This is a genomic window from Sporosarcina sp. P7, from assembly GCF_002743425.1.
In the GTDB taxonomy this organism is placed as follows: Bacteria; Bacillota; Bacilli; order Bacillales_A; family Planococcaceae; genus Sporosarcina.
The window spans coordinates 21,162-46,567 of the sequence record NZ_PDZF01000001.1 but is presented as its reverse complement, the minus strand read 5'-3'; the positions used below and the strand labels follow the sequence as shown (position 1 = coordinate 46,567).

The 25,406-nt window shown below is 40.7% G+C and carries 27 protein-coding genes; 19 read left to right on the top strand and 8 right to left on the bottom strand.

Going from position 1 to position 25,406, the window contains the following annotated elements:
• Positions 1-64: 64 nt before the first annotated feature.
• On the bottom strand, positions 65-1,009 hold the full coding sequence (locus tag CSV60_RS00240) for a COX15/CtaA family protein (protein ID WP_099632359.1): 945 nt from the start codon (positions 1,007-1,009) through the stop codon (positions 65-67).
• A gap of 374 nt (positions 1,010-1,383) precedes the next feature.
• On the opposite strand from CSV60_RS00240, the gene cyoE reads away from it, so the two are divergent.
• From cyoE to ctaG, 6 genes are all read left to right on the top strand, one after another.
• Complete coding sequence (gene cyoE, locus CSV60_RS00235; RefSeq protein WP_099632358.1) at positions 1,384-2,301, top strand: heme o synthase; 918 nt, start codon at positions 1,384-1,386, stop codon at positions 2,299-2,301.
• A gap of 102 nt (positions 2,302-2,403) precedes the next feature.
• Positions 2,404-3,471, top strand: a complete 1,068-nt coding sequence (gene coxB, locus CSV60_RS00230) for a cytochrome c oxidase subunit II (RefSeq protein ID WP_099632357.1) — start codon at positions 2,404-2,406, stop codon at positions 3,469-3,471.
• 33 nt (positions 3,472-3,504) lie between these two features.
• Positions 3,505-5,382, top strand: coding sequence for a cytochrome c oxidase subunit I (locus CSV60_RS00225; protein ID WP_099632356.1), 1,878 nt, complete (start codon positions 3,505-3,507; stop codon positions 5,380-5,382).
• Complete coding sequence (locus tag CSV60_RS00220; protein WP_099632355.1) at positions 5,382-6,008, top strand: cytochrome c oxidase subunit 3; 627 nt, start codon at positions 5,382-5,384, stop codon at positions 6,006-6,008. The genes CSV60_RS00225 and CSV60_RS00220 overlap by 1 nt, the downstream gene beginning before the upstream one ends.
• Complete coding sequence (locus tag CSV60_RS00215; protein WP_099632354.1) at positions 6,008-6,355, top strand: cytochrome C oxidase subunit IV family protein; 348 nt, start codon at positions 6,008-6,010, stop codon at positions 6,353-6,355. The genes CSV60_RS00220 and CSV60_RS00215 overlap by 1 nt, the downstream gene beginning before the upstream one ends.
• A 223-nt stretch (positions 6,356-6,578) precedes the next feature.
• Entirely contained in the window at positions 6,579-7,502 is a 924-nt protein-coding gene (gene ctaG, locus CSV60_RS00210; protein ID WP_099632353.1) for a cytochrome c oxidase assembly factor CtaG, read from the top strand.
• Between the two features lie 386 nt (positions 7,503-7,888).
• Here the strand turns inward: ctaG and ytvI are convergent, their stop codons facing one another.
• Both ytvI and CSV60_RS00200 read right to left on the bottom strand, forming a co-directional pair.
• On the bottom strand, positions 7,889-8,944 hold the full coding sequence (ytvI, locus tag CSV60_RS00205) for a sporulation integral membrane protein YtvI (protein WP_099635684.1): 1,056 nt from the start codon (positions 8,942-8,944) through the stop codon (positions 7,889-7,891).
• Between the two features lie 104 nt (positions 8,945-9,048).
• Entirely contained in the window at positions 9,049-9,408 is a 360-nt protein-coding gene (locus CSV60_RS00200) for a YugN family protein (protein ID WP_099632351.1), read from the bottom strand.
• 332 nt (positions 9,409-9,740) lie between these two features.
• Here CSV60_RS00200 and CSV60_RS00195 point away from each other — a divergent pair, with 332 nt between their 5' ends.
• Entirely contained in the window at positions 9,741-10,757 is a 1,017-nt protein-coding gene (locus tag CSV60_RS00195; protein WP_158232957.1) for a CAP domain-containing protein, read from the top strand.
• Here the strand turns inward: CSV60_RS00195 and CSV60_RS00190 are convergent.
• Positions 10,754-11,485: an amino acid kinase family protein gene (locus CSV60_RS00190; protein ID WP_099632349.1), complete on the bottom strand. Its 732-nt coding sequence runs from the start codon at positions 11,483-11,485 to the stop codon at positions 10,754-10,756. The genes CSV60_RS00195 and CSV60_RS00190 overlap by 4 nt on opposite strands.
• 111 nt (positions 11,486-11,596) lie before the next feature.
• Here CSV60_RS00190 and CSV60_RS00185 point away from each other — a divergent pair, with 111 nt between their 5' ends.
• Complete coding sequence (locus tag CSV60_RS00185; RefSeq protein ID WP_158233139.1) at positions 11,597-13,009, top strand: UDP-N-acetylmuramoyl-L-alanyl-D-glutamate--2,6-diaminopimelate ligase; 1,413 nt, start codon at positions 11,597-11,599, stop codon at positions 13,007-13,009.
• A 68-nt stretch (positions 13,010-13,077) separates the two neighbouring features.
• Entirely contained in the window at positions 13,078-13,521 is a 444-nt protein-coding gene (locus tag CSV60_RS00180; protein WP_099635893.1) for a YlbF/YmcA family competence regulator, read from the top strand.
• Between the two features lie 151 nt (positions 13,522-13,672).
• Here CSV60_RS00180 and CSV60_RS00175 read toward each other — a convergent pair whose 3' ends face one another.
• Positions 13,673-14,542: a glycerophosphodiester phosphodiesterase gene (locus tag CSV60_RS00175; RefSeq protein WP_099635682.1), complete on the bottom strand. Its 870-nt coding sequence runs from the start codon at positions 14,540-14,542 to the stop codon at positions 13,673-13,675.
• A 280-nt stretch (positions 14,543-14,822) separates the two neighbouring features.
• Here CSV60_RS00175 and CSV60_RS00170 point away from each other — a divergent pair, with 280 nt between their 5' ends.
• On the top strand, positions 14,823-15,095 hold the full coding sequence (locus CSV60_RS00170) for a YlbG family protein (protein WP_029052395.1): 273 nt from the start codon (positions 14,823-14,825) through the stop codon (positions 15,093-15,095).
• 14 nt (positions 15,096-15,109) lie between these two features.
• On the opposite strand, the gene CSV60_RS00165 is transcribed toward CSV60_RS00170, so the two are convergent.
• Positions 15,110-15,505 (bottom strand): DUF7147 family protein, encoded by a 396-nt coding sequence (locus tag CSV60_RS00165; RefSeq protein WP_369803192.1) that lies wholly within the window; start codon positions 15,503-15,505, stop codon positions 15,110-15,112.
• Positions 15,506-15,576: 71 nt separating this feature from the next.
• Here CSV60_RS00165 and CSV60_RS00160 point away from each other — a divergent pair, with 71 nt between their 5' ends.
• Genes CSV60_RS00160 through coaD form a run of 3 tightly spaced genes read left to right on the top strand, consistent with a single transcriptional unit; the run spans position 15,577 to position 18,063 of the window.
• A complete protein-coding gene (locus tag CSV60_RS00160) occupies positions 15,577-17,019 on the top strand; it encodes a hypothetical protein (RefSeq protein ID WP_099635681.1) in 1,443 nt (480 codons plus the stop codon).
• Entirely contained in the window at positions 17,016-17,570 is a 555-nt protein-coding gene (rsmD, locus tag CSV60_RS00155; protein WP_099635680.1) for a 16S rRNA (guanine(966)-N(2))-methyltransferase RsmD, read from the top strand. The genes CSV60_RS00160 and rsmD overlap by 4 nt, the downstream gene beginning before the upstream one ends.
• Before the next feature lie 4 nt (positions 17,571-17,574).
• Complete coding sequence (gene coaD / locus CSV60_RS00150) at positions 17,575-18,063, top strand: pantetheine-phosphate adenylyltransferase (RefSeq protein ID WP_099632344.1); 489 nt, start codon at positions 17,575-17,577, stop codon at positions 18,061-18,063.
• 428 nt (positions 18,064-18,491) lie between these two features.
• Here the strand turns inward: coaD and CSV60_RS00145 are convergent, their stop codons facing one another.
• A complete protein-coding gene (locus CSV60_RS00145) occupies positions 18,492-19,373 on the bottom strand; it encodes a hypothetical protein (protein ID WP_099630832.1) in 882 nt (293 codons plus the stop codon).
• 127 nt (positions 19,374-19,500) lie between these two features.
• On the opposite strand from CSV60_RS00145, the gene CSV60_RS00140 reads away from it, so the two are divergent.
• The gene (locus CSV60_RS00140) at positions 19,501-20,547 is read left to right on the top strand and encodes a SepM family pheromone-processing serine protease (protein WP_099635679.1); all 1,047 of its coding nucleotides are present in this window, start codon (positions 19,501-19,503) and stop codon (positions 20,545-20,547) included.
• A gap of 4 nt (positions 20,548-20,551) precedes the next feature.
• On the opposite strand, the gene CSV60_RS00135 is transcribed toward CSV60_RS00140, so the two are convergent.
• Complete coding sequence (locus tag CSV60_RS00135; RefSeq protein WP_099635678.1) at positions 20,552-21,730, bottom strand: nucleotidyltransferase; 1,179 nt, start codon at positions 21,728-21,730, stop codon at positions 20,552-20,554.
• 126 nt (positions 21,731-21,856) lie between these two features.
• Between CSV60_RS00135 and CSV60_RS00130 the strand changes: the two genes are divergently transcribed.
• From CSV60_RS00130 to CSV60_RS00110, 5 genes are all read left to right on the top strand, one after another.
• On the top strand, positions 21,857-22,387 hold the full coding sequence (locus CSV60_RS00130) for a YceD family protein (protein ID WP_099630835.1): 531 nt from the start codon (positions 21,857-21,859) through the stop codon (positions 22,385-22,387).
• 24 nt (positions 22,388-22,411) lie between these two features.
• Entirely contained in the window at positions 22,412-22,585 is a 174-nt protein-coding gene (gene rpmF / locus CSV60_RS00125) for a 50S ribosomal protein L32 (RefSeq protein ID WP_099630836.1), read from the top strand.
• A 107-nt stretch (positions 22,586-22,692) separates the two neighbouring features.
• The gene (locus CSV60_RS00120; protein ID WP_233189492.1) at positions 22,693-23,454 is read left to right on the top strand and encodes an enoyl-CoA hydratase/isomerase family protein; all 762 of its coding nucleotides are present in this window, start codon (positions 22,693-22,695) and stop codon (positions 23,452-23,454) included.
• Between the two features lie 136 nt (positions 23,455-23,590).
• Positions 23,591-23,806, top strand: a complete 216-nt coding sequence (locus tag CSV60_RS00115; RefSeq protein WP_099630838.1) for an acyl-CoA carboxylase biotin carboxyl carrier protein subunit — start codon at positions 23,591-23,593, stop codon at positions 23,804-23,806.
• Between the two features lie 81 nt (positions 23,807-23,887).
• A complete protein-coding gene (locus tag CSV60_RS00110) occupies positions 23,888-25,375 on the top strand; it encodes an acyl-CoA carboxylase subunit beta (protein ID WP_099635891.1) in 1,488 nt (495 codons plus the stop codon).
• The last annotated feature ends 31 nt before the right edge of the window (positions 25,376-25,406 follow it).

Below are 25,406 nucleotides of genomic sequence, written 5' to 3'. Positions count from 1 at the left end.
TTTTCTATATACTTATACAAAAAGCGCGTAACAACCTTTAAAACAGTTGTTACACGCTCCTCACTTACTTCTTCTGCCGGCTGCGAGAGACTAGAAGAACTAGATACGTTAATAAGCCAAATAATAAAGTGATGAACAAGGAATGTAGCAATGCGAAATAGAGATTTAATTTAGTCAGTACGACAATCATCCCTGTGGTCGCTTGTGCGAGTACTAGGCCAAATGCGGTAATCCAACCCCAGTAAATAACACGTTGATCACTATAATGTTTAATGGCTTTTATTGCAATGAATCCAATCCATATGACAATCAATGCTGCGGCTAAACGGTGACCCATCTGTATCCACTCATACATATTGTTCGGTAAGCTAAATTCGTTATTCCGGCATAAAGGCCAGTCAGAACATATAAGGCCCGAACTAGTATGACGAACAAGTGCACCTGTGTATATAACAAAGTAAGAATAAATAGTTACGCCAATTGTGTGGAAACGTAATGTTTTGTCTATGCGTATTTTATCTGTATCAAATTTCTGGTCTACTTCAAACACCAATAAAGTTAATAGGAAGACGGACGCAAAGGAAATGAGCGAAATCCCAAAGTGCAAGGCCAAGATAAAATCACCTTGTCCCCATAATACTTGAGCTGCTCCGATCAATGCTTGTAGAATCAAGAAAAATACTGCCATGAAAGCTAAAAACTTTGTTTCGCGAACATGACCAAGTGCCCTCCACGACCATATAGCCAGTATGACGATGAAAATACCTACTGAACCTGTAACTATCCGGTGTGAGAATTCAATTAAAACTTCCGCTGTGATGTCGTCAGGAATAAGTTGTCCATTACAACCTGGCCAATGTCTTCCACACCCCATACCACTGTCGGTTTTGGTAACTAGCGCTCCGCCGAGTAAGATTGCGAGCATTCCAATCGTAGAAGCTACCCCAAACCATTTTAAAAATCTGTTATATCGCAAGTACGAAACACCTTCTTCTATTGAATTGACCATCAAAAGGTCGATTTACGTAAAAAATTGCCTGAATTCCAAAAATGATTATATAGAGATGTATAGCTAAATCTCGATGGTTTCCGCGGAATTGAAGCATCTATTGTAAGCTTTATGATAACGAAAAAATAACAGAAACACAATGCAAGAAGCTAATAAACCACTGATGTATAAGGCTTTTCACAAATTGTTCATAAAATAGTCTCTTTAACTTCACAAATGAGTGCCAGAAATGCATTACTATATAGAAGGTGAATGATAAAGACACAAAGGTTGCATAAACCGCTATAAATTGAGAAATGGTCTGGAAATTCCGGACGATTTTAGATATAGTAGGTGATAGGGTCTTTGCTGAAAACTTTGAAAGGAGGGTTATTATGTCAAACGGTCGAACGCTTTCGACAGTTGCAGATCCAAAAGTAGAAACCATTACCTTGTGGAAAGACTTTTTGGCGCTGATCAAAATAGGTATTGTCAACTCGAACTTGATCACTACGTTCACCGGTCTTTTTTTGGCATTTCAATTCACTGGTAAAAGTTTTCTCCATAACTTGGATCTACTGGTATTTGCAATTCTAGGTACTGGATTGATCATCGCATCTTCGGGCGCTATGAATAACTTGATTGATCGCGATATTGATCCCGTCATGTCGAGAACGAAGTCGAGACCGACAGTAACAGGTAGATTTAAAGCTCCCGCTGTGATGACGCTAGCTGTTACATTCCTGCTGGCTGGAGAAGTATTACTATTCTCTGCATCACCTATGGCAGGTTGGCTTGGCATCTTGGGTGTATTCGCTTATGTTGTTTTGTATTCCATGTGGTCTAAACGTAAGCACGTAAGCAATACCGTAGTAGGAAGTCTTTCAGGAGCAATTCCACCCCTAATCGGATGGGCAGCTGTTGATCCTACACTGCCAATGGGAGCGTGGGCATTGTTTTTAATTATGTTCATATGGCAACCACCGCATTTCTATGCGTTGGCTATGCGTAGAACAGAAGAGTATCGGGCGGCTAACATTCCGATGTTACCAGTAGTTAAGGGGTTTGAGCGGACGAAGAAGTCGATGCTTATGTGGGTATTGCTACTATTTCCACTGCCTTTCTTATTACCACAGCTCGGTACCGGCTTTATAGTATTTGCAACACTGTTGAATGTTGGATGGCTTTATTTATCTATTAAAGGATTTAAGGCCAAAGAAGATTTGAAATGGGCGACGGGAATGTTCGTATATTCTTTAAACTATATGACAATCTTGTTTGTATCCATGATTATTTTCTCTATATTCATCTAACGTATCGGAATTCTTTCTTTAAAACAGGAATTCATCATAAAGGGGCACTCAGTCCTCCAGAGTAGAAAAACATTTTTTTAGAAAGAGAGGTATTAGTTAGCGATGATTAAAGGACTCAAAAAGTGGCGTCTCTTTTCTTTACTAGCGCTTTTCGCTGTGTTCATGGCAGGTTGTGGTAATGAAGAAATTTCAACCTTCCAACCAGCTGGACAAGTCGCTAATGACCAGTTCAAGTTGTTGCTATTAGCATCAGGAATCATGTTACTGGTTATCATTGTAGTAGTAATTATTTACACTGTTGCATTATTCCGCTTCAGACGTTCCAAGTTGGGTGAAGATCATATACCAGAGCAAGTGGAAGGAAGTCACACACTTGAGCTGATTTGGACATTCATTCCAATCGTATTACTTTTGATTCTTGCTATTCCTACCGTTCACTACACGTATAAATTAGGTGATGTGAAAGCAATGGGAGCAGTTGATGAAGAAGGCAACGCTGAGAATCTAGTAGTAGATGTTACTGCGAAGTTATATTGGTGGGAGTTCGAGTATCCTGATCTAGGTATTGTTACAGCTCAGGAACTAGTAGTACCTACTGATGAAAAAGTTTACTTCAACTTGATCGCAGCGGACGTAAAGCACTCATTCTGGATTCCGTCAGTTGGCGGTAAGCTAGATACGAACGTGGAGAACGTAAATAAATTCTATCTGTCATTTGAGAAAGAATCCGATGGTTTGAAAGATGGCGTCTTCTACGGAAAATGTGCTGAGCTATGTGGACCTTCTCACGCATTGATGGATTTTAAAGTAAAAACATTACCGAGAGATCAATTTGACAGCTGGGTTACAGCTATGCAAAAAACTGCAGAAGAACCTGTTGTTGCAAATGCTGACGGCGAAAAAGTCTTTTCTCAAAGCTGTATCGGTTGTCACGCAGTTTCAGGTGTAGGTGAATCTGGTGCACAAGGACCAAACTTGGCTTCATTCGGTGATCGTAATCGTGTAGCAGGCTTCCTTGAACACGATGAAGAGAACTTGAAAGATTGGATTCGTGATACACAGAAACATAAACCAGGCAACACGATGCCTTCATTCAGTAAAGATCAAATTTCTGATGAAGACTTAGATGCATTAGCTGAATACTTAATGGGCTTAAAAGTTGCAAAATAATTTTCAAACGGAAATTGAATAGGAGGTAACACAGTGAGTTCAGTTGCTCAAAAAAGTGGCTTTGGCGCAACACTATGGGATTGGCTGACAACAGTCGACCATAAGAAGATCGGAATTCTGTATCTCCTCGGGGGATTATTCTTCTTCGTTCTAGGTGGTATTGAAGCGATGATCATTCGTCTTCAGTTAATAACACCAAACAACGATCTCGTAAGCGCAGGGCTTTTTAATGACTTAATTACAATGCACGGAACGACCATGATTTTCTTAGCAGCAATGCCGATTCTCTTTGGCTTTATGAACGCGATCATGCCTCTTCAAATCGGAGCACGTGACGTAGCGTTCCCATTCATTAACTCATTAGGTTTTTGGATGTTCGCATTTGGTGGTTTATTCCTTAATATCTCTTGGTTATTCGGTGAAGTTCCAGATGCTGGTTGGACATCTTATGCATCGTTATCACTTCACTCGCCAGGACACGGTGTTGATTTCTATGCAATCGGTTTACAAATCGCGGGTGGTGGTACGTTGATGGCAGGGATTAACTTCCTTGTAACAATCATTAACATGCGTGCACCAGGGATGACGTATATGCGTATGCCTTTGTTTACATGGACTACGTTTGTTGCGTCTGCAATGATTTTATTCGCATTCCCTCCGTTGACTGTTGGATTATTCTTCCTAACGTTTGACCGTATGTTTAGTGGTAACTTCTTTGACCATACGATGGGCGGAAACACGATTATCTGGGAGCATATTTTCTGGATTTTCGGTCACCCTGAAGTATATATCTTGATTTTGCCAGCATTCGGTATTTTCTCTGAGATATTCTCTGTATTTTCACGGAAACGTCTTTTCGGTTACACAGCGATGGTATTCGCTACAGTGTTAATTGGTTTCCTAGGCTTCATGGTATGGGCTCACCATATGTTTACAGTTGGTCTTGGGCCGACAGCAAACGCAATCTTCGCGGTAGCGACAATGGCAATTGCTGTACCGACAGGTGTTAAAATCTTTAACTGGTTGCTTACAATTTGGGGCGGTAGTATTAAAGTTACGACTCCAATGCTCTATGCTTTAGGTTTTATTCCTTCATTCGTAATGGGTGGAGTAACAGGCGTAATGCAAGGGGCAGCACCACTTGATTATCAGTTACACGATTCTTATTTCATCGTAGCTCACTTCCATTACGTAATTGTAGGTGGGGTAGTACTTGCCATTTTTGCAGGCCTTCACTACTGGTGGCCAAAAATGTTCGGTACGATTTTGAATGAGTTTTTAGGTAAAATCACTTTCGTATTCTTCTTTATCGGTTTCCACCTGACATTCCTAATTCAACACTGGTTAGGTTTCTGGGGAATGCCACGTCGTGTTTGGACGTTCATGGATGGACAAGGTTGGAACCTTGCAAACTTTATCAGTACAATCGGTGCGCTTTTAATGGCAATTGGATTTACAGTCATGGTAATCAACATCATTATGACAACTGTTAAAAATGAGCGTGTTGGAAATGACCCTTGGGGAGACGGACGTACACTTGAGTGGGCGATTCCATCACCACCACCATTCTATAACTTCCCTGCAACTCCATTAATCCGTGGATTGGATACATTGTGGGTTGAGAAGATGGAAGGTAGTAAGGAAATGATTACACCAGCTGAACCTATTACGGACATTCATATGCCACACGGTTCAATTATCCCAATGTTGATGAGTCTTGGATTATTCATCGCTGGATTCGGTGCAATGTTCCACCAGGAAACTTCATGGGGATTAGGAGTATTGATCTTTGGTCTTGCTTTCACGTTCGTAACAATGGCAACTCGTTCAGTGAAAGATGACCTTGGTTACTATGTTACAAAAGAACAAATCTTGCAAGATCAAGAAAATTTTAAAAGGGGGCGTAACTAATGGATTTGAATACAAAATTCACCCCTGAAACGTGGCCCGCTCATCCAGAGAGAGCTACTTTGGAAGCAAAGAATAAATTCGTTGGTTTCTGGCTATTCCTTGGCGGAGAGACAATTCTCTTCGCTACGTTGTTCGCAACGTATATGGCTTTGAAAAACAAAGGCCCGAGTGGCTTTGGTTTCACAACGCAAGAACTATACACATTGCCGTTAGTATTTGTGATGACTATGCTTCTTTTAACATCGTCACTTACAAGTGTCTACGCAATGTATCACTTGAAGAGTTTCAATTTCAAAAAAATGCAACTATGGTTAGGTCTAACAGCATTATTAGGACTTGGATTCTTGATGTTAGAAGTATATGAGTTCTCTCATTACGTTCAAGAAGGATTTACTTTCAGTAATAGTGCGTTCAGTTCCGCGTTTTATACATTAGTAGGAACACACGGGTTCCACGTAGCAATTGGTTTAGTATGGGTCACTTTGTTGATCTTCCGTAACTCAAAGCGTGGATTGAATTTGTATAACGCAACTAAATATTATACATTTTCACTTTATTGGCACTTCATTGACGTAGTTTGGGTATTCATCTTTACTGTAGTCTACTTGATGGGAGTGGTCGGTTGATGTCAGAAGTTCAAATGATTAAAAGATCTCCTGCAGAACAGTCACTGTCTCAACGTCGAGCAAAAGAATCAATGCGCAGCCAAATTGCGATGTTTGCGCTGATGATTTTCTTAACACTTGTATCATTTTCTATGGTGTTTGCTCATCTAAATGACGTTGCTGGTTTCTCGAAATTTTTTGTTATTCCAACATTATTCCTCTTTGCAGCTGTACAAGTTGGTCTTCAACTATACTACTTCATGCATATGAATGAAAAAGGACATGGCGTACCACAAATGTTTATGTTTACAGGTGCAATGTTAGGATTTTTGATCCCACTAACATTTGTAACAATCGTTTGGTGGTAAGCAATAGAAAGGGCTTATGGATTCTTCCATAAGCTCTTTTTCTATTCACTTTTAGATGAAATTGTCAAAGTTCGTACATTGAGTTATGAGCTATATGCTCGTATAATAGGCATAGGTAAGAACTTTGTCGACTTCGTGCTGTGATCGAATATCAATTGTAAATAACTCCGTATTACACACAGAATAGATTTAGTGGGTTAATTATTAAAGGAGAGTGATTGTTTTGCCGTTAAGTATTTTTGGTTTTAGGGCTTTGTGGAGTCCTTATTTCTTAATAGCCATAGCACTTGGAATTGTTCTATATTATCTCATAACGGTTAAATGGCGAGATCGATTTGAGGGGTCACAGCCGTTAACGAAACGACAGGCCGTGTATTTTTTAGCTTCCATGCTGTTACTGTATATTGTCAAAGGCTCACCCATGGATTTAATCGGTCATATTTTATTTTCTGTCCATATGGCTCAAATGGCTATATTGCTTTTGATTGTAGCACCGTTCTTCATAATTGGCATACCGAACTGGGTATGGGAAAAACTTTTATCATTCACGATGTTCAAGAAAGTATTCATGCTATTAACTAAACCGCTCGTTAGTTTATTACTGTTTACATTTATGTTTTCGATGTATCACTATCCACTCATTCTGGATCAAGTGAAGTTGAGTTTGCCTTTACACACGCTGTTCACTATCACACTGTTCTTCTCTGCTATTTGTCTTTGGTGGCCAGTAGTGAATACAGTAAAAGGACAACCGCAACTACACGGTTTGAAAAAAATAGGATATGTAATATTGAGTGCATTGCTCATTACACCTGCTTGTTCGTTAATCATCTTCGTGGACGTACCGGTGTATGAAACGTATAGCAGTGGTGAAGCATGGCTGCAAGCGATGGCACTCTGTGTACCAAGCGGAACTCTAGCAGGTCTGTCAGGCCTTGGCATCTCGGGACCTGAACTATTCACAAATATGCCTACGCTGTATGATCAGCAATTAGGTGGAATCTTGATGAAAGTTATTCAAGAACTTGTTTATGTAGTCGTTATTGGCCGCATTTTCTATAGCTGGTCAAAGTTTGAAAAAGACAATGCGGATGAAATCACACGAAAAGATTTACTCAAACGCCATAACTTAACTATGCATGGCTGATTGTGCAAAAGGGAGTTAGCGAGTAATAGGACTACCCTCAGCCCAGCGGTACTATTTTCATCAGCTTATCTGCTATTTTGGTCGCGATTGGATGGTAGTTGATACGGCAAAGAAAAATGGGAGTATACCAAAAAACCATGTTACATCTGCTATCTGATTTTTTACAGTCATTACAAGGATCGTCATGTGCTTGTTGCTGTATGTCTTTAAGAAAAGTAGAGAAACAACTTCAGTATGTAAAGTAATTCGTAGTATTTCATATTTCATTTTTAGACTGAAGCCATACCCTAAAGGGTGGGCTTCAGTCTTTTTTATCTTGCAAATTCATAAAGTCGTACGTTGTACATATGAAAAGGGATACCTCTATGGAGATATCCCTTTTCGTTTTAAATCTTGAAATTCAGTTTAATGATGCCTGCTTCTCTCGCTGTATTAAAAAGTATGACGAGCAGTGGTCCAATGAAGAAACCGAGAATACCGAAAAGTTTCAAACCGATGAACATTGCAATCAAAGTAGGTAATGGAGACAATCCGATTTGTGAGCCCATTACTTTTGGTTCGACTGTTCTTCTGATAATCAAAAGGATTGTAGCTAATATAGCTAATTTTGTCCCCATTGCGATATCGCCTGAAACATACTGGTAGATCGACCAAGGCGCGAGAATTATAATCGAGCCGAGTATCGGAATGATATCAATAATCCAGATCACCAACGCCATCACTACTGCATATTTAGGAATGATTACGAGTAAGCCTATAAAGGAAACGGCTAGAATAATTAGGCTGACCAGCAATTGGGCTTTAACGAATCCTACTATGACGAAACGTAATCGGTTCATCATATAGTGGACTTTTTCTGCAGTAGCTTCAGTTAAATGAAAGTAAAATGTTTTCTTCAAGTTTGGCAATTCCAACATGAACAAAAATAAAGCGATCATGAACACAATAAAGCTAACAAGGAAATTGGGGATATCCGATATTATGGCTAAAATTCGATCGTAACTTAAAAGTGTAATGATAGAAATCCGAATGGATTCGATGATTTCATTGAATTCGTTCTCCAGCATAGCCAAAATATCTTCGGGCATGCCTACTGTGTACTGAAATAGCTTGCTTTGCGTGTTAATCCATACACTTGAGAGAGAATTTAAGTGATTCGGAATCTCTTTTGTGAAATTAACTATTTTTCCGATGAGTGTAGTGACGGTATAGAAAAGAACAAGCACACTAATTCCAACAAATACGATAAAATTCACAATAACAGAAACTTTACGCTTCCACTTAAATCGTATTTCTACCCATTTTACAAGGGGATCTAAGAATAGTGCCGTAAGCAAAGCCAAAATAATAGGAATGGAAACGGGTAAAATAAAGAATATAATAACCAATAGTACGATGATACCGAATGCAATCATAATATTACGTTTTGTGAGCAATTTCAAAAGTAATCGTCCTCCACATAGATACTGTTTTTATTATAACCAAATTAGTGGAGTAATAGTAGAAAAAGCCAAAGAACATTTAGCTCTTCGGCTTTCCCATATCATTACAAACTATATTGCTTTAACTCGTCATATACCTTCTTTAACGTTAGTTCGCAATCCTTAACTAAGCTAGCAGGGAAGTCTTCTTCTTCGCCATACTCAACACCGTGTGGGTAGTAGTGCTTTCCTAGAACAGGTTGCTTTAGACGAACCGTAGCTTTTCTACCATCGATATCGCCCTCAACCAGATCGCCGAAGACGCGCAAGTAGTATGTACCTTCTTTAACAATATACTTCTTATCGAAAGTTACACGCTCATAATCCCATTGTCCATCAATTTCAAGATTGTTCTTATTCATAATTTCTTCCATTACTCGTAAATCTGCTACAAGGCCTTTAAGGCCAATATTTTCAACATACATCTGTATATCCCCCTCTATGTTCGTCCTGACGAATACGTATACTATTATATCATAAAACAAATCGTTTTTAGTTGCAATGACAACATTGTGTCAACGCTTTCTTTCCTGTCCGATATAGGTGACTATAGTGTGTGTCTTCTGTACAATATAAGAATGTTACCAATTTAGAATTGATGTTCATTTTGAATAAATATTCACCGCAAAATGAATTCTTGTAATTTGTAATATTATTATAGGAGTAGTATATAAAGAGTGGAAAGGAAGATAACATGTGGAGTGTAGGATGGAAGATTCTTGTTTTGCTTTTGATCGTAATGGGAGTCTTTTATTTCATGACTGATAAAATAAGTGAAAATTTGCCCCTAGAGTCACCGGTACAGCATGGTTCACCGATTGCCGTTCCTGAAAAAGGTCCATCGATAGGCGGAGAAGGTATGCCGAGACCCAATGAAGGCATGTCAGTACTTGTTGGGCAAAAAATTAATAAGCTGGAAGAACAATTTGGTAAACCTTCAAGGATTGAACCATCGAGTTTTCAGTACGAATGGTGGGTTTATACGGAAGAACCGCGTTTTATGGCAGGGGTTTTGAATGGCAAAGTGAACCAAATATATACTGCTGATCCTACAACAGATTTAGCTCCGTTTAAAATCGGACAAAACGTACAGGATATTCACCGCTTTACGCCAATTGAATCCGAGATTGACGTGACGATTAATGAAAATATTTATACATTTTCGTTAAATAGTGAAGATATTAAGAATCGGCTTCTTATACCCTATGAGAATTTGTATGTACAATTATATATAGATCAAGTAGATGGCGGGATCGAAGGTGTACGGTTCATCAATCCGACTACTTTGGTGAAACATCAGCCTTATGACATGACCTATCTTGGAGAAATGATGGAAGCGCCAAAGCCTTCATCTACTGTTCAGACTGAAGTGGATCGCGCGATGGAGCGACAGACATTTGAATTGACTAACCAATTGCGTGAAGGGCATCAACTGCCTCTTTTATCATATAATGATAAGCTGGCCACACTTTCAAGAAAGCATAGCCAGGAAATGATATTCCGTAAATATAGTTCTCATGATGAAGGACCTGGGGAAGTGTTTGCTGATCGATTAAAAGGTGTTGGACTAACACCAAGCAAAGCAGGCGAAAACATAGCGTTTAATTATATTGATGCCATTGAAACTGTACATGGTTGGTTAAATTCTCCAAAACACCGGGATGTCTTACTGAATCCGAATTTCACGCATACCGGCATTGGTGTTTATAATAAATACTATACTCAGTCATTTATGGCGCAGACTGAATCGGAAAACTCCATACATGACGACTAAGGAAGAATCCATGTACCTTCCTCATTTGATGCGATGCCTCGTATATGAAGAGGCATCGCATTTTGCTTTGCATACACTGCTGCTTTTTCCTGAATAATGGGTCGATTACATTTTAATAATGGAAGAAATTCATCGAATGTGAGTCGATCAAAACGCTTATAATCAGAAGTAGTGTGAGGATCTGCTGACATGACGCCTGGTACATCTTTGAAAAACTCTACATGATGAGCTTGTAATGCAGAGGCTAATGCGATCGCTGTCAAATCACTGCCACCTCTACCGAGAGTCATAAACTTTCCTTGTACATTCATTCCTTGGAAACCGGGGACGATGATACATGAATGCGTTTGAAGTGTACTGACAATATGTGTACTGTTAATTTTATCAATCGTTGCGTTACAGAAATCTCCCGATGTGCGAATGCCTGTATTTTGTCCATAGACAATTGTGTTATCTATACCTTCTGTAGATAATTCTGCAGATAATACAGCTGAAGCGATTAATTCACCGCATGCAGCGGCCAAGTCTCTGGCTTCCCCGGATTTTGAGAAGGAGTCCGTAAGAGTAAGTAAATTGTCTGTGGAATAGGCGTCGCCCCTTCTACCCATTGCAGAGACTACAACAATGACGGCACGGTATTTCGACAACGCTTGTCGAATATGCTGAATACACTTGGTACGTTGTTGTTGATTCTGCATGGCAATTCCGCCAAACTTCTGGATAATCATAGAATCCCAACTTTCTTCGTGACATTCTTCTTACGCCTTTCATAGAATACTTTATGCTTCGTTTCATTATATTCTCTGAAGAATAAAATGTTCGGGAAGGGGCGGGAGACCTTGCTTTTATCTGAATTACTAAAAGATTGGCCATGCACTATTTTACAGGGTTCAATTCGGCGAACGATCGATGGGATCACGGAATCTTCAAAGAGGGTCAAGAAAAACTATGTATTTGTAGCAAAGAAAGGCGTTAAGACAGATGGCATGATATTTATTGAAAAAGCGATAACAAATGGAGCCAAAACGTTGGTAATCGATCGAGATAACCTAGATCGAACACGCATACCAGAAGAAATTACGGTCGTTCTGATTCCTGATAGTTCGCTATTTATTTCCTATGCAAGTGCGAAGTTTTCAGATAACCCGGCTGAAGAATTATGCATCATTGGCATTACGGGAACAAACGGTAAAACTACAGTCAGTCACTTTACCGGGCAATTATTAAAAGAACTCGGACATAAAACAGCTGTTATAGGAACGACGGGTCTTTACATTGACGGTAAGCTAACAGAGACGATTCGAAATTCTATGACGACGATGCCGGCTGAACAATTACATCCTTTTTTACGTAAATGTATTAAGCAACAAGTGACCCATATTGTTCTTGAAGCGTCTTCAATTGGGTTATCCACCAATCGTTTAGCGCACTGCCCGTTAACTGTTGGTGTTTTTTTGAATATTGGGATGGATCATTACGCAGAACATGGAGGTAGGCAGCCATACATCGACGCCAAAAAACTACTCATTCCATTGGCTGATCAGCTTGTGATGAATGAAGATGACGAGACGTGTCGTGCTATAGGAGAGGAATTAACTACACCACCAATTTATTTTAGCAGTCGACATATTCATGGCACGCAACAAAAAAAGGTTCTACTTGCTAATCAAGGTCATCATAACGAAATGAATGCAAGAGCGGCTATAGGAGCTCTCATGGCACTCGGTTATTCATTACGCGCAATAACCCCCCATTTGCATGCTTTGCGTCTTCCAACTGGACGTCTGGAGAAATACGAAGAGGCGGGTATTGAAGTGTATGTAGACTATGCTCACACACCAGACGCTTTGCAAGCGGTGTTGGAAGCCTTGTCTGAGTCCTCCAAACGGTTGATTACTGTATTTGGATGTGGTGGAGGGAGAGATCGTCAGAAGCGTCCACAAATGGGTGCGGTAGCGGCTCACTACAGTTCACACGTAATTTTGACTTCAGATAATCCAAGAATGGAAGATCCGTCACAAATTATTGTGGATATTTTGGCAGGCATGGCGGGATTTGCTACACCTGTCGAAATCTTCATCGACCGTCACCAGGCAATCCAATACGCTGTCACACAAGCACAGCCTGGCGAGATTGTGCTCATTGCAGGGAAAGGACATGAACAAATCCAGCAAATAGAGAATCAGACGACGCACTTTTGTGATATGGAAGAAGTAAAAAAATCATTTTGTAATCGAAATGCCAAAAAGTAAAAGTTTAAATGAATAGTCGAGGAACTAATTTTTTGTTATGATAGTTGTGATAGGAGGTGCGGCAATTGGTGATGATGACAGATGAGTGGATGCGAGTCATCGATATGGCGGAAGAACTTTCCGATATGCTGCTGTGTTCTGAAGTGGTGAAAACCTATCAAGACGCACATAACCGTGTATATTCAAACGTCGATCTGCGAAAAAAGATCATGGATTTCACTAAAATGAAAGAACAATATGAGGATGTGCAGCGTTTCGGGCGCTATCATCCAGACTATAAAGTAATTATGAAGGAAATTCGACTTCAAAAGCGTGAACTGGATTTGCAAGATGAAGTGGCTGCCTTGCGTCTGGCTGAAAATGACGTACAGGATCTGTTGGACGAAATTGGTATCTTGATTGGCCGGTCTGTTTCAGAAGCCGTGAAAGTACCAGCAGGCGACGGCACATTCTCTAACAGCTCTTGTGGCGGAGGTTGTGGTTCAGGCGGTAGCTGTTCTTGTTCGGCATAAATTATTTCATAAGAATGAGTAACCCCCTGCGGAAACAAATTTGCAGGGGGTTACTTTTTAAATAAAGTTTGTATCAAAGGAGCAAGCAAACGTTAAGCAACATTTTGCGTGAAAACATGTCCACAGTAAGCATTCTAGTCACTTTGAGTCTTTAGTTTTCATTAAAGAATGTCAACAATTGTTTTGGATAACTGGTTATGAAACCATCGGCGTCCAATTTAGCTATTTTTGGAAGTTCATCCGTTTCATTCAATGCGTAAAATACAGTTATATTGAGATCTTGTAAAAAGCGGACGAAGCCTTCTGAAGCAAGTGGGAACATACCAAGTTTTTCAGGCAGGCAGAATAGATCTGCGTTTGGCCGGTACAGATGACCGAACTTGCTCGTGTAAGCGACGTATGCTTTTTTTATTTCTTCACTTCCAGCACCTAAAGCAACAGAATTCTGCGCATACAGATTAAATCGATCGATTTGTTCATCGTATTGACTCGTCACTACAACACGTTCAGTAGCATCCATCTCTTTTAATAATCTCCACAGTTTGGAAGGGATTAAACTTCCTTCATATGTTGTAGGGCAATCATTCATAGAGACGACAAGTAAAAGATGGGGGAACTTTTCCAACAGTTCACGTAACGACACACTAGATAAATCACTACGCAAAGTATCAAGATCATGGGCATTATGATGTTTTGTCAGGATTTCATCTACCGCAGAGTCGGCTATTTCATTGGAAAGCAAAAGTTCTCGGTTAGGCACTAAAAGAATGTCTTCATCTTTCGTGAGTTGTATATCGACCGCAAATCCGTGAACACCTAAATCAGCAATCTCGGTATAAGCGGTAAGTGGGTCAACTTCTGTATTTTGGCACAGTTGTGCATCGGTTAAAATAGCTACTTCAGAAAAACTAAGCGCTTTCTTTTCAGCACGTGGTTCTTGTTTTGCTATCACTTTTGTAGCCGCCCATGCAGCCACACTTGCAGCTCCGACAGTTAATGCAACGTTTGTTTTCCTTCCCAATCTAAAACCTCCCCAATACTATAATGAGTTTTCACATTTTTGTTTAGCGATGTTTATACTTCAACTGAACAGAAAATACTTGTATCCAATCATCTTGTAAAAAACAAAACAGATTGGATTCAGATAAATGTCTTCTTAAGTGTAACCTATTCCAGAGAAGGTGTGCAAACAAAGATTGAGGACGGGCCTGGTTTCATATATACGCAAACATTTCATATGCAAGGTTGCAGGACTTTTCTCACCTATGGTATTGTATGAAGTAAGAAAGAGGGGGAGAATCATGATTGATCGACAAGGCATAATTGTCTATCTCCATCATTTAAAACAAGCAAAATCATTGCGCAAATTCGGGCATGTTCATTATATTTCTAAACGAATGAAATACGTTGTGCTTTACTGTGACATGGAAGACGTGGAAACGACAATTACTAAGTTGGAGCGTTTATCGGCTGTACGGAAAGTATTGCCTTCACAGCGTCCCTTTGTTAGCACGATATATGAAAATGCAAAGCCGGATAAAGCAAAAGAATACGATTATAAAACAGGTTTGTAAATTGCTGCCGCTTATTAATTTAGCGGCGGCAACAAGTGGTTTAAGCGTAAGATACCAGTAATATATTGGTAAAATAGCTCATTCTCAGCAAATTCAGTTGAATGTTTTATTTCAACTTTGACAGGCTTTTTATTTAGCGACTCAGCATGCTCAACAAACAAGTCATAACGTTTCGATGGTTTGTCCGCAGAATAACGAATTCCTTCTCTGCAAATATAGATCGGCATGAAATGACTGTTTTCAGTTGCCGGCGTAAGAGAAACTGCTAATGACAATTGTTCATTAGATTTATATTTGGATGAAAAAATATAGGACTTATGAATTCGGTCGGCGTTGGTAGACATGATTTCGAGTAATTCATAGATGTCGCTATAGCCTTCCCCTAGTTCGATAAAACGTTGTTGGATCATAATCAAGCGCTTCCTTTCAGGCGATTAGTAATGGTTCGTGTCCATCATACCATGTGATGAGGTGTTGTACGTTGAAAGTTATTATAAGGATTTTATTTCTTTTGGCGGCAGTAAACGGAGGACTCGTTTATTTGCATTACAGCCAATCGGCCAATGCAAAGGGAGAAGGCGCGAATTCAAATACGTATCGTCAGGAAATCGAAGTCATCAATCGAGCGGATGGATTGTACATTCGTCACCACTTTTATAACTTGTCAGATGGTAGACACGAGATTATCTGGCCGAAAGGAAGTGTGGAGCACGGATGCGAAGCAGAGGACTCCTCCGCATGCGCTCGACTCAATGATTCTCTTGTGGCATTTGAAGAAGGTGAAAGTGGTCAACAATCCGTTCAGTATAAATTGCTGAAAAAGAAACCGCTTACCGAGCGTAAACTATTTAAGGAGCCATTTGTGGTTCTTCGGGAGGCAAAGCCACTCACGACAGTTCTTCACGTGACAGATGAGCAAGGTATTGGTGGCATGTGGGTGTCTGGATTGGAACGTGTAGGAAAGGCAAATAAAGAGCGTATTACTTATCGTTTATATCGTGGCGTAGGATTTGTTAATGAGCTGTATTGGCAGAAACAGGACGTGCCACTTGCGTACTCTTCAAACAAGCTGACAATCTTCGGTGAAGGTATCGATAAAAAGTATAATGACCGACTGGTTAAAATGCTAGAAGCTATCGGCGGGAATCATATAAGTGTAGTGTTAGCTTCAAGTAATCAGCCGTTGTATGCGGAACGCTTTATTATAGAGAAAACGGACAATATGTCGCAAGTAATAAAACAAGTAGCCAGAATGAGTGTCCAGTCGCGTTTCACTTTCCAAACGGACGAGCCGTCCATAAGCAGTATGATAGCCTCTATACTTGTAGATGAGCCTATCGGAACAAAAGCGGAACAAGCAGCATTTACTCGTTTGAAAGAATCCATCTCTGCAGAGCAATACCAACAATTCCGTCAAAACATTCAGGAGACAATAGGTAAAAAAATATCTTCATCCGATTTGGATCGGTCGTTATCAAAGATACTAGCGTTCGACACGCACTATTTTCATAAAACGATGAAGGAGCAGCGGTATACCTATCCTTTTTTGTTATTGGATCCACGGACTGTATGGCTTGATGGGGAAGAAGTTCCGGAAGTGAAGGTACTAGTACAGGATGGTAAAAGTTTTTACTCTGCAGAAGAATTATTGTCCAAAATGGGCTATTCGATTCGTTCAAACGAGCAGTCGATTTATTTCGACAGTCCAAATCGCACCTATCGTTTTTCTAAAGTACAACCTTTCTACATTATGAATAATCGCAAATATGATTATACGGAAAAGCCTTATATCACAATCAATAAAACGTTATACTTTGATGAAAATTGGTTGCGCCGAATCTTCTTAGTGTTAATTGATAAATCGGATGAAACTATTTCTATCGAACAAATTGAAAAGTTACTAAAGGAGATGGAAAAAGAATGAGAGTCATTTCCGGTTCGAGAAAGGGTACGTCATTGAAATCCTTACCCGGGACGTCTACGCGACCGACATCAGACAAGGTAAAAGAGTCTATTTTCAATAAAATCGGTCCTTACTTCGATGGAGGAACTATTGTTGAGTTATTTGGCGGTAGTGGCTCCGTTGCCATTGAAGCGTTATCAAGAGGGATGGAACAGGCTATTGTATTTGAAAAGAATCCTAAAGCGTGTGCTATTATCAAAGTAAATACAGAAAAGTGCCGAATGGAAGAATATCTGCGGATTGAAAAAAAAGATGCACGACAGGCAGCTGCGATTCTTAAGCAGAAAGAAGTCTCTATTGATCTGCTATTTGTAGACCCCCCCTATGCAACGGTTGAATACTATGATGTAATTAAAGATGTAATAACACAAGGATTGCTAGCGGACGATGCAATTATTATTTGTGAACATGATAAACACATAGACTTGCCTGAACACTACGATGCATATGGTCAAATCAGTTCCGCTGTTTATGGAAGTACTGCTATTACGATTTACAAGAAAAGAGGCTAACGACATGACACAAATCGCAATCGTACCGGGAAGTTTCGATCCGGTAACGAATGGACATTTAGATATTATAGAAAGAGCAGCAAAAACATTCCAAGAAGTCCGTGTTGCCGTAATGAATAACTCTTCAAAAAAACCGTTATTTACAGTGGAGGAGCGTGTTGCTTTGATTCAGGAAGCGATATCGAAATATGACAATGTCAAGATTGATACTTCTGCAGGACTGTTGATAGATTATGCACAAGAAGTTAACGCTTCGGTCATAGTTCGTGGGTTACGCGCCATTTCGGATTTTGAGTATGAAATGCAAATCACGTCGATGAACCGGGTACTGGATGAAAGTATTGAAACGTTCTTCGTGATGACAAAGAGTCAGTATTCGTTCCTTAGCTCAAGCATGGTCAAAGAAGTGGCACGTTACGCTGGAGATGTCTCCACGCTCGTACCCCCCCATGTCAATGTAGCTCTGATGAGAAAGTTCGGAAAGTTAGGATAAATAATTAAAAAATGATAAAAAAGGCTGGGACAAAACCCAAAAAGGTATGAAGGAGAAGACACCTTCATACCTTTTTTAATTCACTGAAACTTATTTATAAAGTTTAATTAGTTAGTAATCAAGAGCGTATCGAGGCGGAAAAAGGCCGATTCCTGCGGGATTCAGCGCTGAGACCCCGCAGGTAGTGAGAGCCGTTACGAAGGACGGCTTTTGCGATTAAAAGCGGTGCGTTAAGAGCATGTATTTGCACTTAGCGACGAGGAGGCTCAAGCGCGCCTTTTGAAGCGTAGGAGAACGGACTGTTTTTTTAAGTTATGTCCCAGCCACCTTTTGTGTAGCAGTAAGTTTTCCAACGAACACTTCCCTTTGAAGCGCACATGCTCTCCCAAACAACTAGACGTGTCACAGCGGTAGTTTTCAATACTTTCTCAATAAATCCAAATGAACAATACAGGGACGAGTAACGTATTCCAGACCCTTGCAAACACGTAAGGAAGTATGCGAATACCAGCGCTCCTCGCGATCGTCATAACCTGCATATGAATACTCATACCGTTGATCGAAAGGATAGCCGCAATGAGCATCGGATAAATCGCATCATCGGCAAAATGCTCGGTAGCCGACTGGACACCTGAAGTCATCTCGAACACTGCGAGCAATAAAGTTTTGGTAACGCCCATATCCACAGTGATGATAGAAGATATGGAATGCGAAAGCACATTACTGAGGGAAGAGAAGAAAATGACCGTGGTGGCCACTAACAATATGACGGATGAACTGTCTTTAATAGAGCGCAGCAAAGGTGACGTTTTATGTTGTTGGGGGATGAATGGGACAGATGGCTGCTGATGCCGACTTCCCACAAGCGACATGGCCAATATGAAAAACACGATATTAGCCAGATGAATGGCGAGCAACAATTTCCAACCACTTGTCGTGCTGCCGAATAATTCGTTACCCACAAAGCCAATAATGAACATAGGTCCTGGTGCATGACAGGATGCGACAAGCAAACAACTTTCAGCGGCAGAGATCTCTCCATTTTTTTTCATTTCGCTAACGGTCACGGCTCCTACCGGAAAGCCTCCAAATGAACCTAGCACATAAGCTTTTATGTAACGACTCCATTGACTAGTGCCTTGTTTGCTAGGCATTTTCAATAACCACTGCGTTAAAATAATATATGGTAGCAAATAGGGAAGTAACGCATGAGTGAATAATTGGATGCCTGAAATGGCTCCTTCATGTGCGACATCTGGTTGCAAAATAAATAAAATAATTAGCGCCCAGATGAAGAGTACGTTACTCATTGTTCAATACGGCAGGGTCGTAAATAAAAAGCATCTGTCGCACTCCTTCCTAATTTTTGAAATACAAGAAAATCTACCGTAATATATATGTAGTATTCGTACAGGCTATTAATGGAGGTGAGCTTTTATGAACATGCGTAAGTGGGGAATCGCTGCGGTAATCCTACTAGTAGTGGCTTTTTTAGCACTTTATCCGTTAGATATGTATATTTCTCGACCCGGCGGAGCTTATGATTTGGCGCCACTCGTAGAAGTAGTAGGCGGAGATACTGACGATGTAGGAACATTTAGCTTGATGACAATTGCGATTGGCAAGGCGACACCTGTAACGTACGCTTGGTCAAAAATTTCAGATAAAGTGAAGTTGTTGCCGGCCACGCAAGTGAGAAGACATGGTGAAAGTGATGCGGAGTATGGAGTGCGTCAGAAAAAAATGATGGCTGATTCTAAAACACATGCCATATCGGTAGCATTTGAGAAGGCAGGATTACCTATCAATAGAAAATTCACAGGAGTCTTTGTTGCAGGTGTATTACCAACAGGAGCTTCTGCAGGAAAGCTCGAAGTAGGAGATATCATTCGATCGATTGATCAACTAAGGCTTGCTTCAACAGAAGCATTTATGCGTGAAATCGGTGATATGCATGAAGGTCAGAAAGTGCATCTGCAAGTACAACGTGGACAACAGCTGTTAGATGTTCCGGTAGAATTAAAAGAACTTCCGGGGACGGACGGACGAGTAGGTCTTGGAATAGAGTTTGAAGAACAGATTAAATTGGAGACAGAACCAAAGGTTGATATACGTACAGAAGAAATCGGTGGGCCTTCAGCGGGTTTAATGTTCACACTGGAATTGATGAACCGCCTAGTGGATGTCGATTTAACGAAAGGCTATACTATCGCAGGGACTGGCGAGATGCATGAAGATGGGTCAGTGGGACGAATTGGTGGAATTGATTTTAAAATCATAGCAGCTGATCGTCAAGATATGGAGATATTTTTCGCGCCTGACGATGAATTACCGGAGGAAGTGAAACAGAAGAATCCGCAGCTTCTCTCAAATTATGAAGAAGCGAAAGCAACTGCGGATAAAATCGGCACAAAGATGAAAGTTGTACCGGTCAAAACGATTGACGATGCACTAAGTTATTTGGAAAAACTACAGGAAAAGTGAGTCATCACAGCAATATGGGCGGTGTTTTAAAATCAAGACCTGGCTCTTTGTGAATACCACACATATAAATATCCGTACTTTTACTATCTAACAAAAGTGATGGGTCTTTGTGAGAACCTACCCGAGTGATAAGTGGTAAAGTCATTTCTTTTTTCACTGTGCGTAAATAACTTCGTCCGTTTGCAGACATACCTAATAGCCGTAAATAAGATGGACTCGTAATTTGTGCACGGGTTGATTTTCGATAACCAATCAAAACATGTACTAGCATTCGTTGTATGCGCGTCCATGTGTAACGTTTGGATTTGACGGCATGCATAAATTCTTGAAATGTAGCATGTTCTTTTGCAGCGCGCCATAAAGCAAACTCAATACCTTCCGTAATATCTGCAATGGACGCTAATTGCTCAGGTCCTTCACGAAGAATTGTGTACCGAAGAAATGGGTAGAGATGATTCCAGCTTTGATGAGGCTGTTGACGAAGAAGCTTAAAGGAAGTTGTAGGCATGAAAGACTGAACGTGCGCGACATCGGTCGCAAACAATTCCTTGCGTATTCCCGTTGCGCTAGCAATAGTATCCTCAGGTAATGCGGCATCATGATAATGTGTTCCTTTTCGCTCAAGTGTGACGGCGATCAATCTCGATTGAATTTCTTTTACGGCTTGCATATAATGGAATCCTAGAATGTTATTTGGCTCTGATAAATCAGCGAGTGGTTCTTCAGTGGTGCGTGAAATTGCTTCATATGCAATTCGCAATGCATTCGGATAACTGATCCCTTCCTGTATGGAACTCTTTATGGTTTTTTCATAAAGTTCTTTCTGTGTATTCATTGTGTCCAAACTATTCAAAAATGGTGCGATACGTCCTTCTTCACTTCCGAAGCAAATATACTCGCAGCGGAGAGCGTCTAGGATTCGTACGGCCCCTTTCGCGAATTGAGGAGCATGTGCTGTGGAAAAAGCATATGGCAACTCGATGACAAGGTCTGCACCACTAGCAAGGGCCATGCGTGCTCGTGTCCATTTATCGACAATCGCTGGTTCACCGCGTTGAAGAAAATGTCCACTCATCACAGCAATCATAACATCTGCATCTGTTAGCCTTTTAGCTTCGTTGAGATGGAACAAATGGCCGTTATGAAAGGGATTATATTCGACGACAATACCAGTAGCTATCAATGAAATCCTCCTCTGTACTTGCGTATATTGAATTATACCGTTAAACTTGTTAAGGTGACAAGAAAATATCTTGACATCCCTTATTTAAAATACTATAATCAACATTGTTGTCTTGAGGTGATAGACATGAAATGGTCCATTCATCAATTACGGAAACATAGGCAAGGCCCGCTACTGTTTGACGAAGCAGTGAATTTGGATTCCGTGAAAAATAGGAATGAAGAAATTAGGGCAATTCAGCCTGTTCGAGTAAGTGGAACATGTACAATTGGTGAGAAAAAGTTAACATGCCAGCTTCGGCTAGAAGGTTCAATGATTTTGCCTTGTGCACGTACGTGGGAAGACGTCGATTATCCATTCTCCATTGAAACAGTTGAGCAATTCAGCTGGGACGACGAGACACTTCAGATGGATGATGAAATTCATCCGGTTGATGGGGAAACAATTGATTTTACTCCTGTATTGGAAGAACTGATTTTGCTTGAAATCCCGCTGCAAGTATTCTGTGAAAATGCAGATGAGATGCGACAGGTGGAAGGTAAAGGTTGGTCCTATACAACCGATGAAGAATTGGAAGCGCAACGACAAGAAGCAGAAGAAAAAGTGGATCCTCGTTTAGCGGGATTGGCTAATTTTTTTGAAACCGATAAAGAGTAAACCCTTATAAGGAGGTGCCCCCCAATGGCAGTACCAAAGAGAAGAACTTCTAAAACGAAGAAAAATTTGCGTCGAACTCATTTCAAAATTGAAGCGCCAGGTATGACTACTTGTAACAACTGTGGCGAAATGAAATTGGCACACCACGTTTGCAAATCTTGCGGACACTACAAAGGAAAAGACGTTGTAGGCGAATAATTTAGATTCTACACAACGAATGAAAGGCTATCTTGAGACCATGGCTCAAGGTAGTCTTTTTTGTTGTGCATAAAAATGGTATGCTAAAAGAAAAGGGGGAATTTTTTTTGTCTTATTCTATAAAGATCGATCAATCAATTGCATATTTTACAATTAATCGTCCTGCCATGCGAAATGCGGTAAATTATGATGTCATGGAGGGACTCGAATTCTTTCTAGATAAAATCGAGGATGACCCTGAAGTTTCTTTTGCTGTCATTACAGGAGAAGGCGACTTGGCATTTTGTTCTGGTGGAGATCTTAGTGATTTTCACGGCTTTCAGACCGCGGAGGATGCGTTTCCGATGCTTAGCAGGGGGGCAAGTATTTTATATCGTATCGCGACATTACCGATGCCTACAATAGCGCTGGTAAATGGGGCAGCTGTTGGTGGCGGATGTGAACTGGCAACGGCTTGCGATTACCGATTGGTTGCATCACATGCAAGAGCTGGATTCATTCAAGGTACTTTGGCGATCACGGCTGGTTGGGGTGGAGCTACCCTATTATTCGAGAAAAACGGCCCACATGACCGTTTGCTTCAATTCACGGGCGGTGCTGGCATTCATTCACCTGAACACCTACTAGATCTTGGATGGGCGACTGAAGTGTATGAGGGGGATACGCAAGCAGCTCTTGATCAATTTCTAGCTCCCCAGCTTAAAGTACATAGAAATGTACACCGTGCGTATAAATCTATCGCCACTAGGAAGTGGGAGGCTAACGGGCTTGAACACGCCATGCAGGAAGAAGCTCGCGTCTGTTCCATTCTTTGGGAAAGTGACGCGCATCATGAAGCTGTCCAAAACTTTTTAACAAAAAGTAAGTAAACTTTCAGTCCCGACAGGCATACACTATCGGGACTGTTTAAAATGTACTTGAAAACGGTTTCATAGATAAGATACACTATCTGTAAAGAAGTTATTTTCAGCGAGTGTTTGCATTCGAAATGTGAGGAGTGATTGTATGCAAGATGTAAAAGCCACTATGGCAGGTACGATATTTCAAATTGAAGTAAAAGAAGGAGATCCTGTGACAAAGGGACAAGTTGTCGTCATTTTGGAATCCATGAAGATGGAGATTCCGCTAGAAGCTGAAGTAGATGGAACGATTAGTAAGATCCACGGTGCTGAAGGTGATTTTGTAGATGAAGATGAAGTGTTAGTTTCCATTCAATCGTAATGAAAGGAGGGAAGTTCTTTGACAAACGAATCAACAAGGACGACGTATAATGAAAAACTTCAAAAAATCACTGACCATGTTATGGCGGGTGGTGCAGAAAAATATCATGAAAAATTGGAAGAGCAGGGTAAGTTATTCGTCAGAGAACGGTTGCGCCTTTTATTTGATGACGGTAAGTATGCAGAGGATGGAAAATTTGCGAACTGTGAAGCGAAAGATCTACCTGCTGATGGAGTGGTTACAGCCACTGGGAAAATCAACGGTCAAACGGTTTGTGTTATGGCTAACGACTCTACAGTTAAAGCAGGTTCTTGGGGTGCAAGAACGGTAGAGAAGATTATCCGCATTCAAGAAACAGCTGAAAAGCTTCGTGTGCCATTACTATATTTAGTGGATTCTGCAGGTGCACGTATTACAGATCAGCTAGACATGTTCCCGAATCGTCGTGGAGCCGGTCGTATTTTCCATAATCAAGTACGTTTATCGGGTGTCATCCCACAAGTATGTCTTTTATTTGGGCCCTCTGCGGCAGGCGGTGCCTATATACCAGCTTTCTGTGATATTGTCATCATGGTAGAAGGCAATGCCTCAATGTATTTAGGTTCACCAAGAATGGCTGAAAAAGTTATAGGTGAGAAAGTGACGCTAGAAGAAATGGGTGGCGCACGCATGCATTGTACGGTAAGTGGATGTGGGGATGTGCTAGTAAATACTGAAGAGCAAGCGATTGTAGAAGCGCGTAGGTATCTATCCTACTTCCCAGCGAACTTTGAAGAGTCTACTAGAATAGCGGAACCCCGTGGGGTAAAGGAAGGTCGTTCGTTGGAAGAAATCATTCCCGAAAATCAAAATGCTCCTTTCGATATGTATGAGGCGATCGATCAATTAGTGGATAACGGTAGCTTGTTCGAAATCAAGAAGTTGTTTGCGCGGGAAGTCATCACTACACTTGCACGTATTGACGGACGTCCTGTAGGAATCATTGCCAATCAGCCCAAAGTAAAGGGGGGCGTGCTGTTTGTGGACTCAGCGGATAAGGTAACGAAGTTCATTACATTATGTGATGCTTTCTCTATTCCGTTGTTGTTCCTTGCGGATGTACCAGGGTTCATGATAGGAACGAAGGTGGAACGACAAGGTATTATTCGTCATGGAGCCAAGTTAATTATGGCAATGAGTTCCGCCACTGTACCAAAAATTTCAGTTATTGTACGTAAAGCATACGGAGCGGGACTGTACGCGATGGCAGGTCCTGCATTCGAGCCGGATGTCTGTATTGCGTTACCGACTGCGCAAATCGCTGTAATGGGTCCTGAAGCAGCTGTCAATGCGGTATATTCGAATAAAATCGAAGCCATTGCGGACCAAAAAGAGCGTATTGCATTTATAAAGAAGAAACAGCTAGAATATAAAGAAGAAATCGATGTCTATAAAATGGCTTCGGAACTTATCATTGATGAAATCGTTGCACCTCATAATCTACGGTCAGTGCTTGCTGAAAGATTCGAATATTATAAAACGAAAAAAATTGTGAATTCTTCGAGAAAACATCCTGTCTATCCTGTATAATAAAATGTACCAACAGAGACGCCTTCACTGG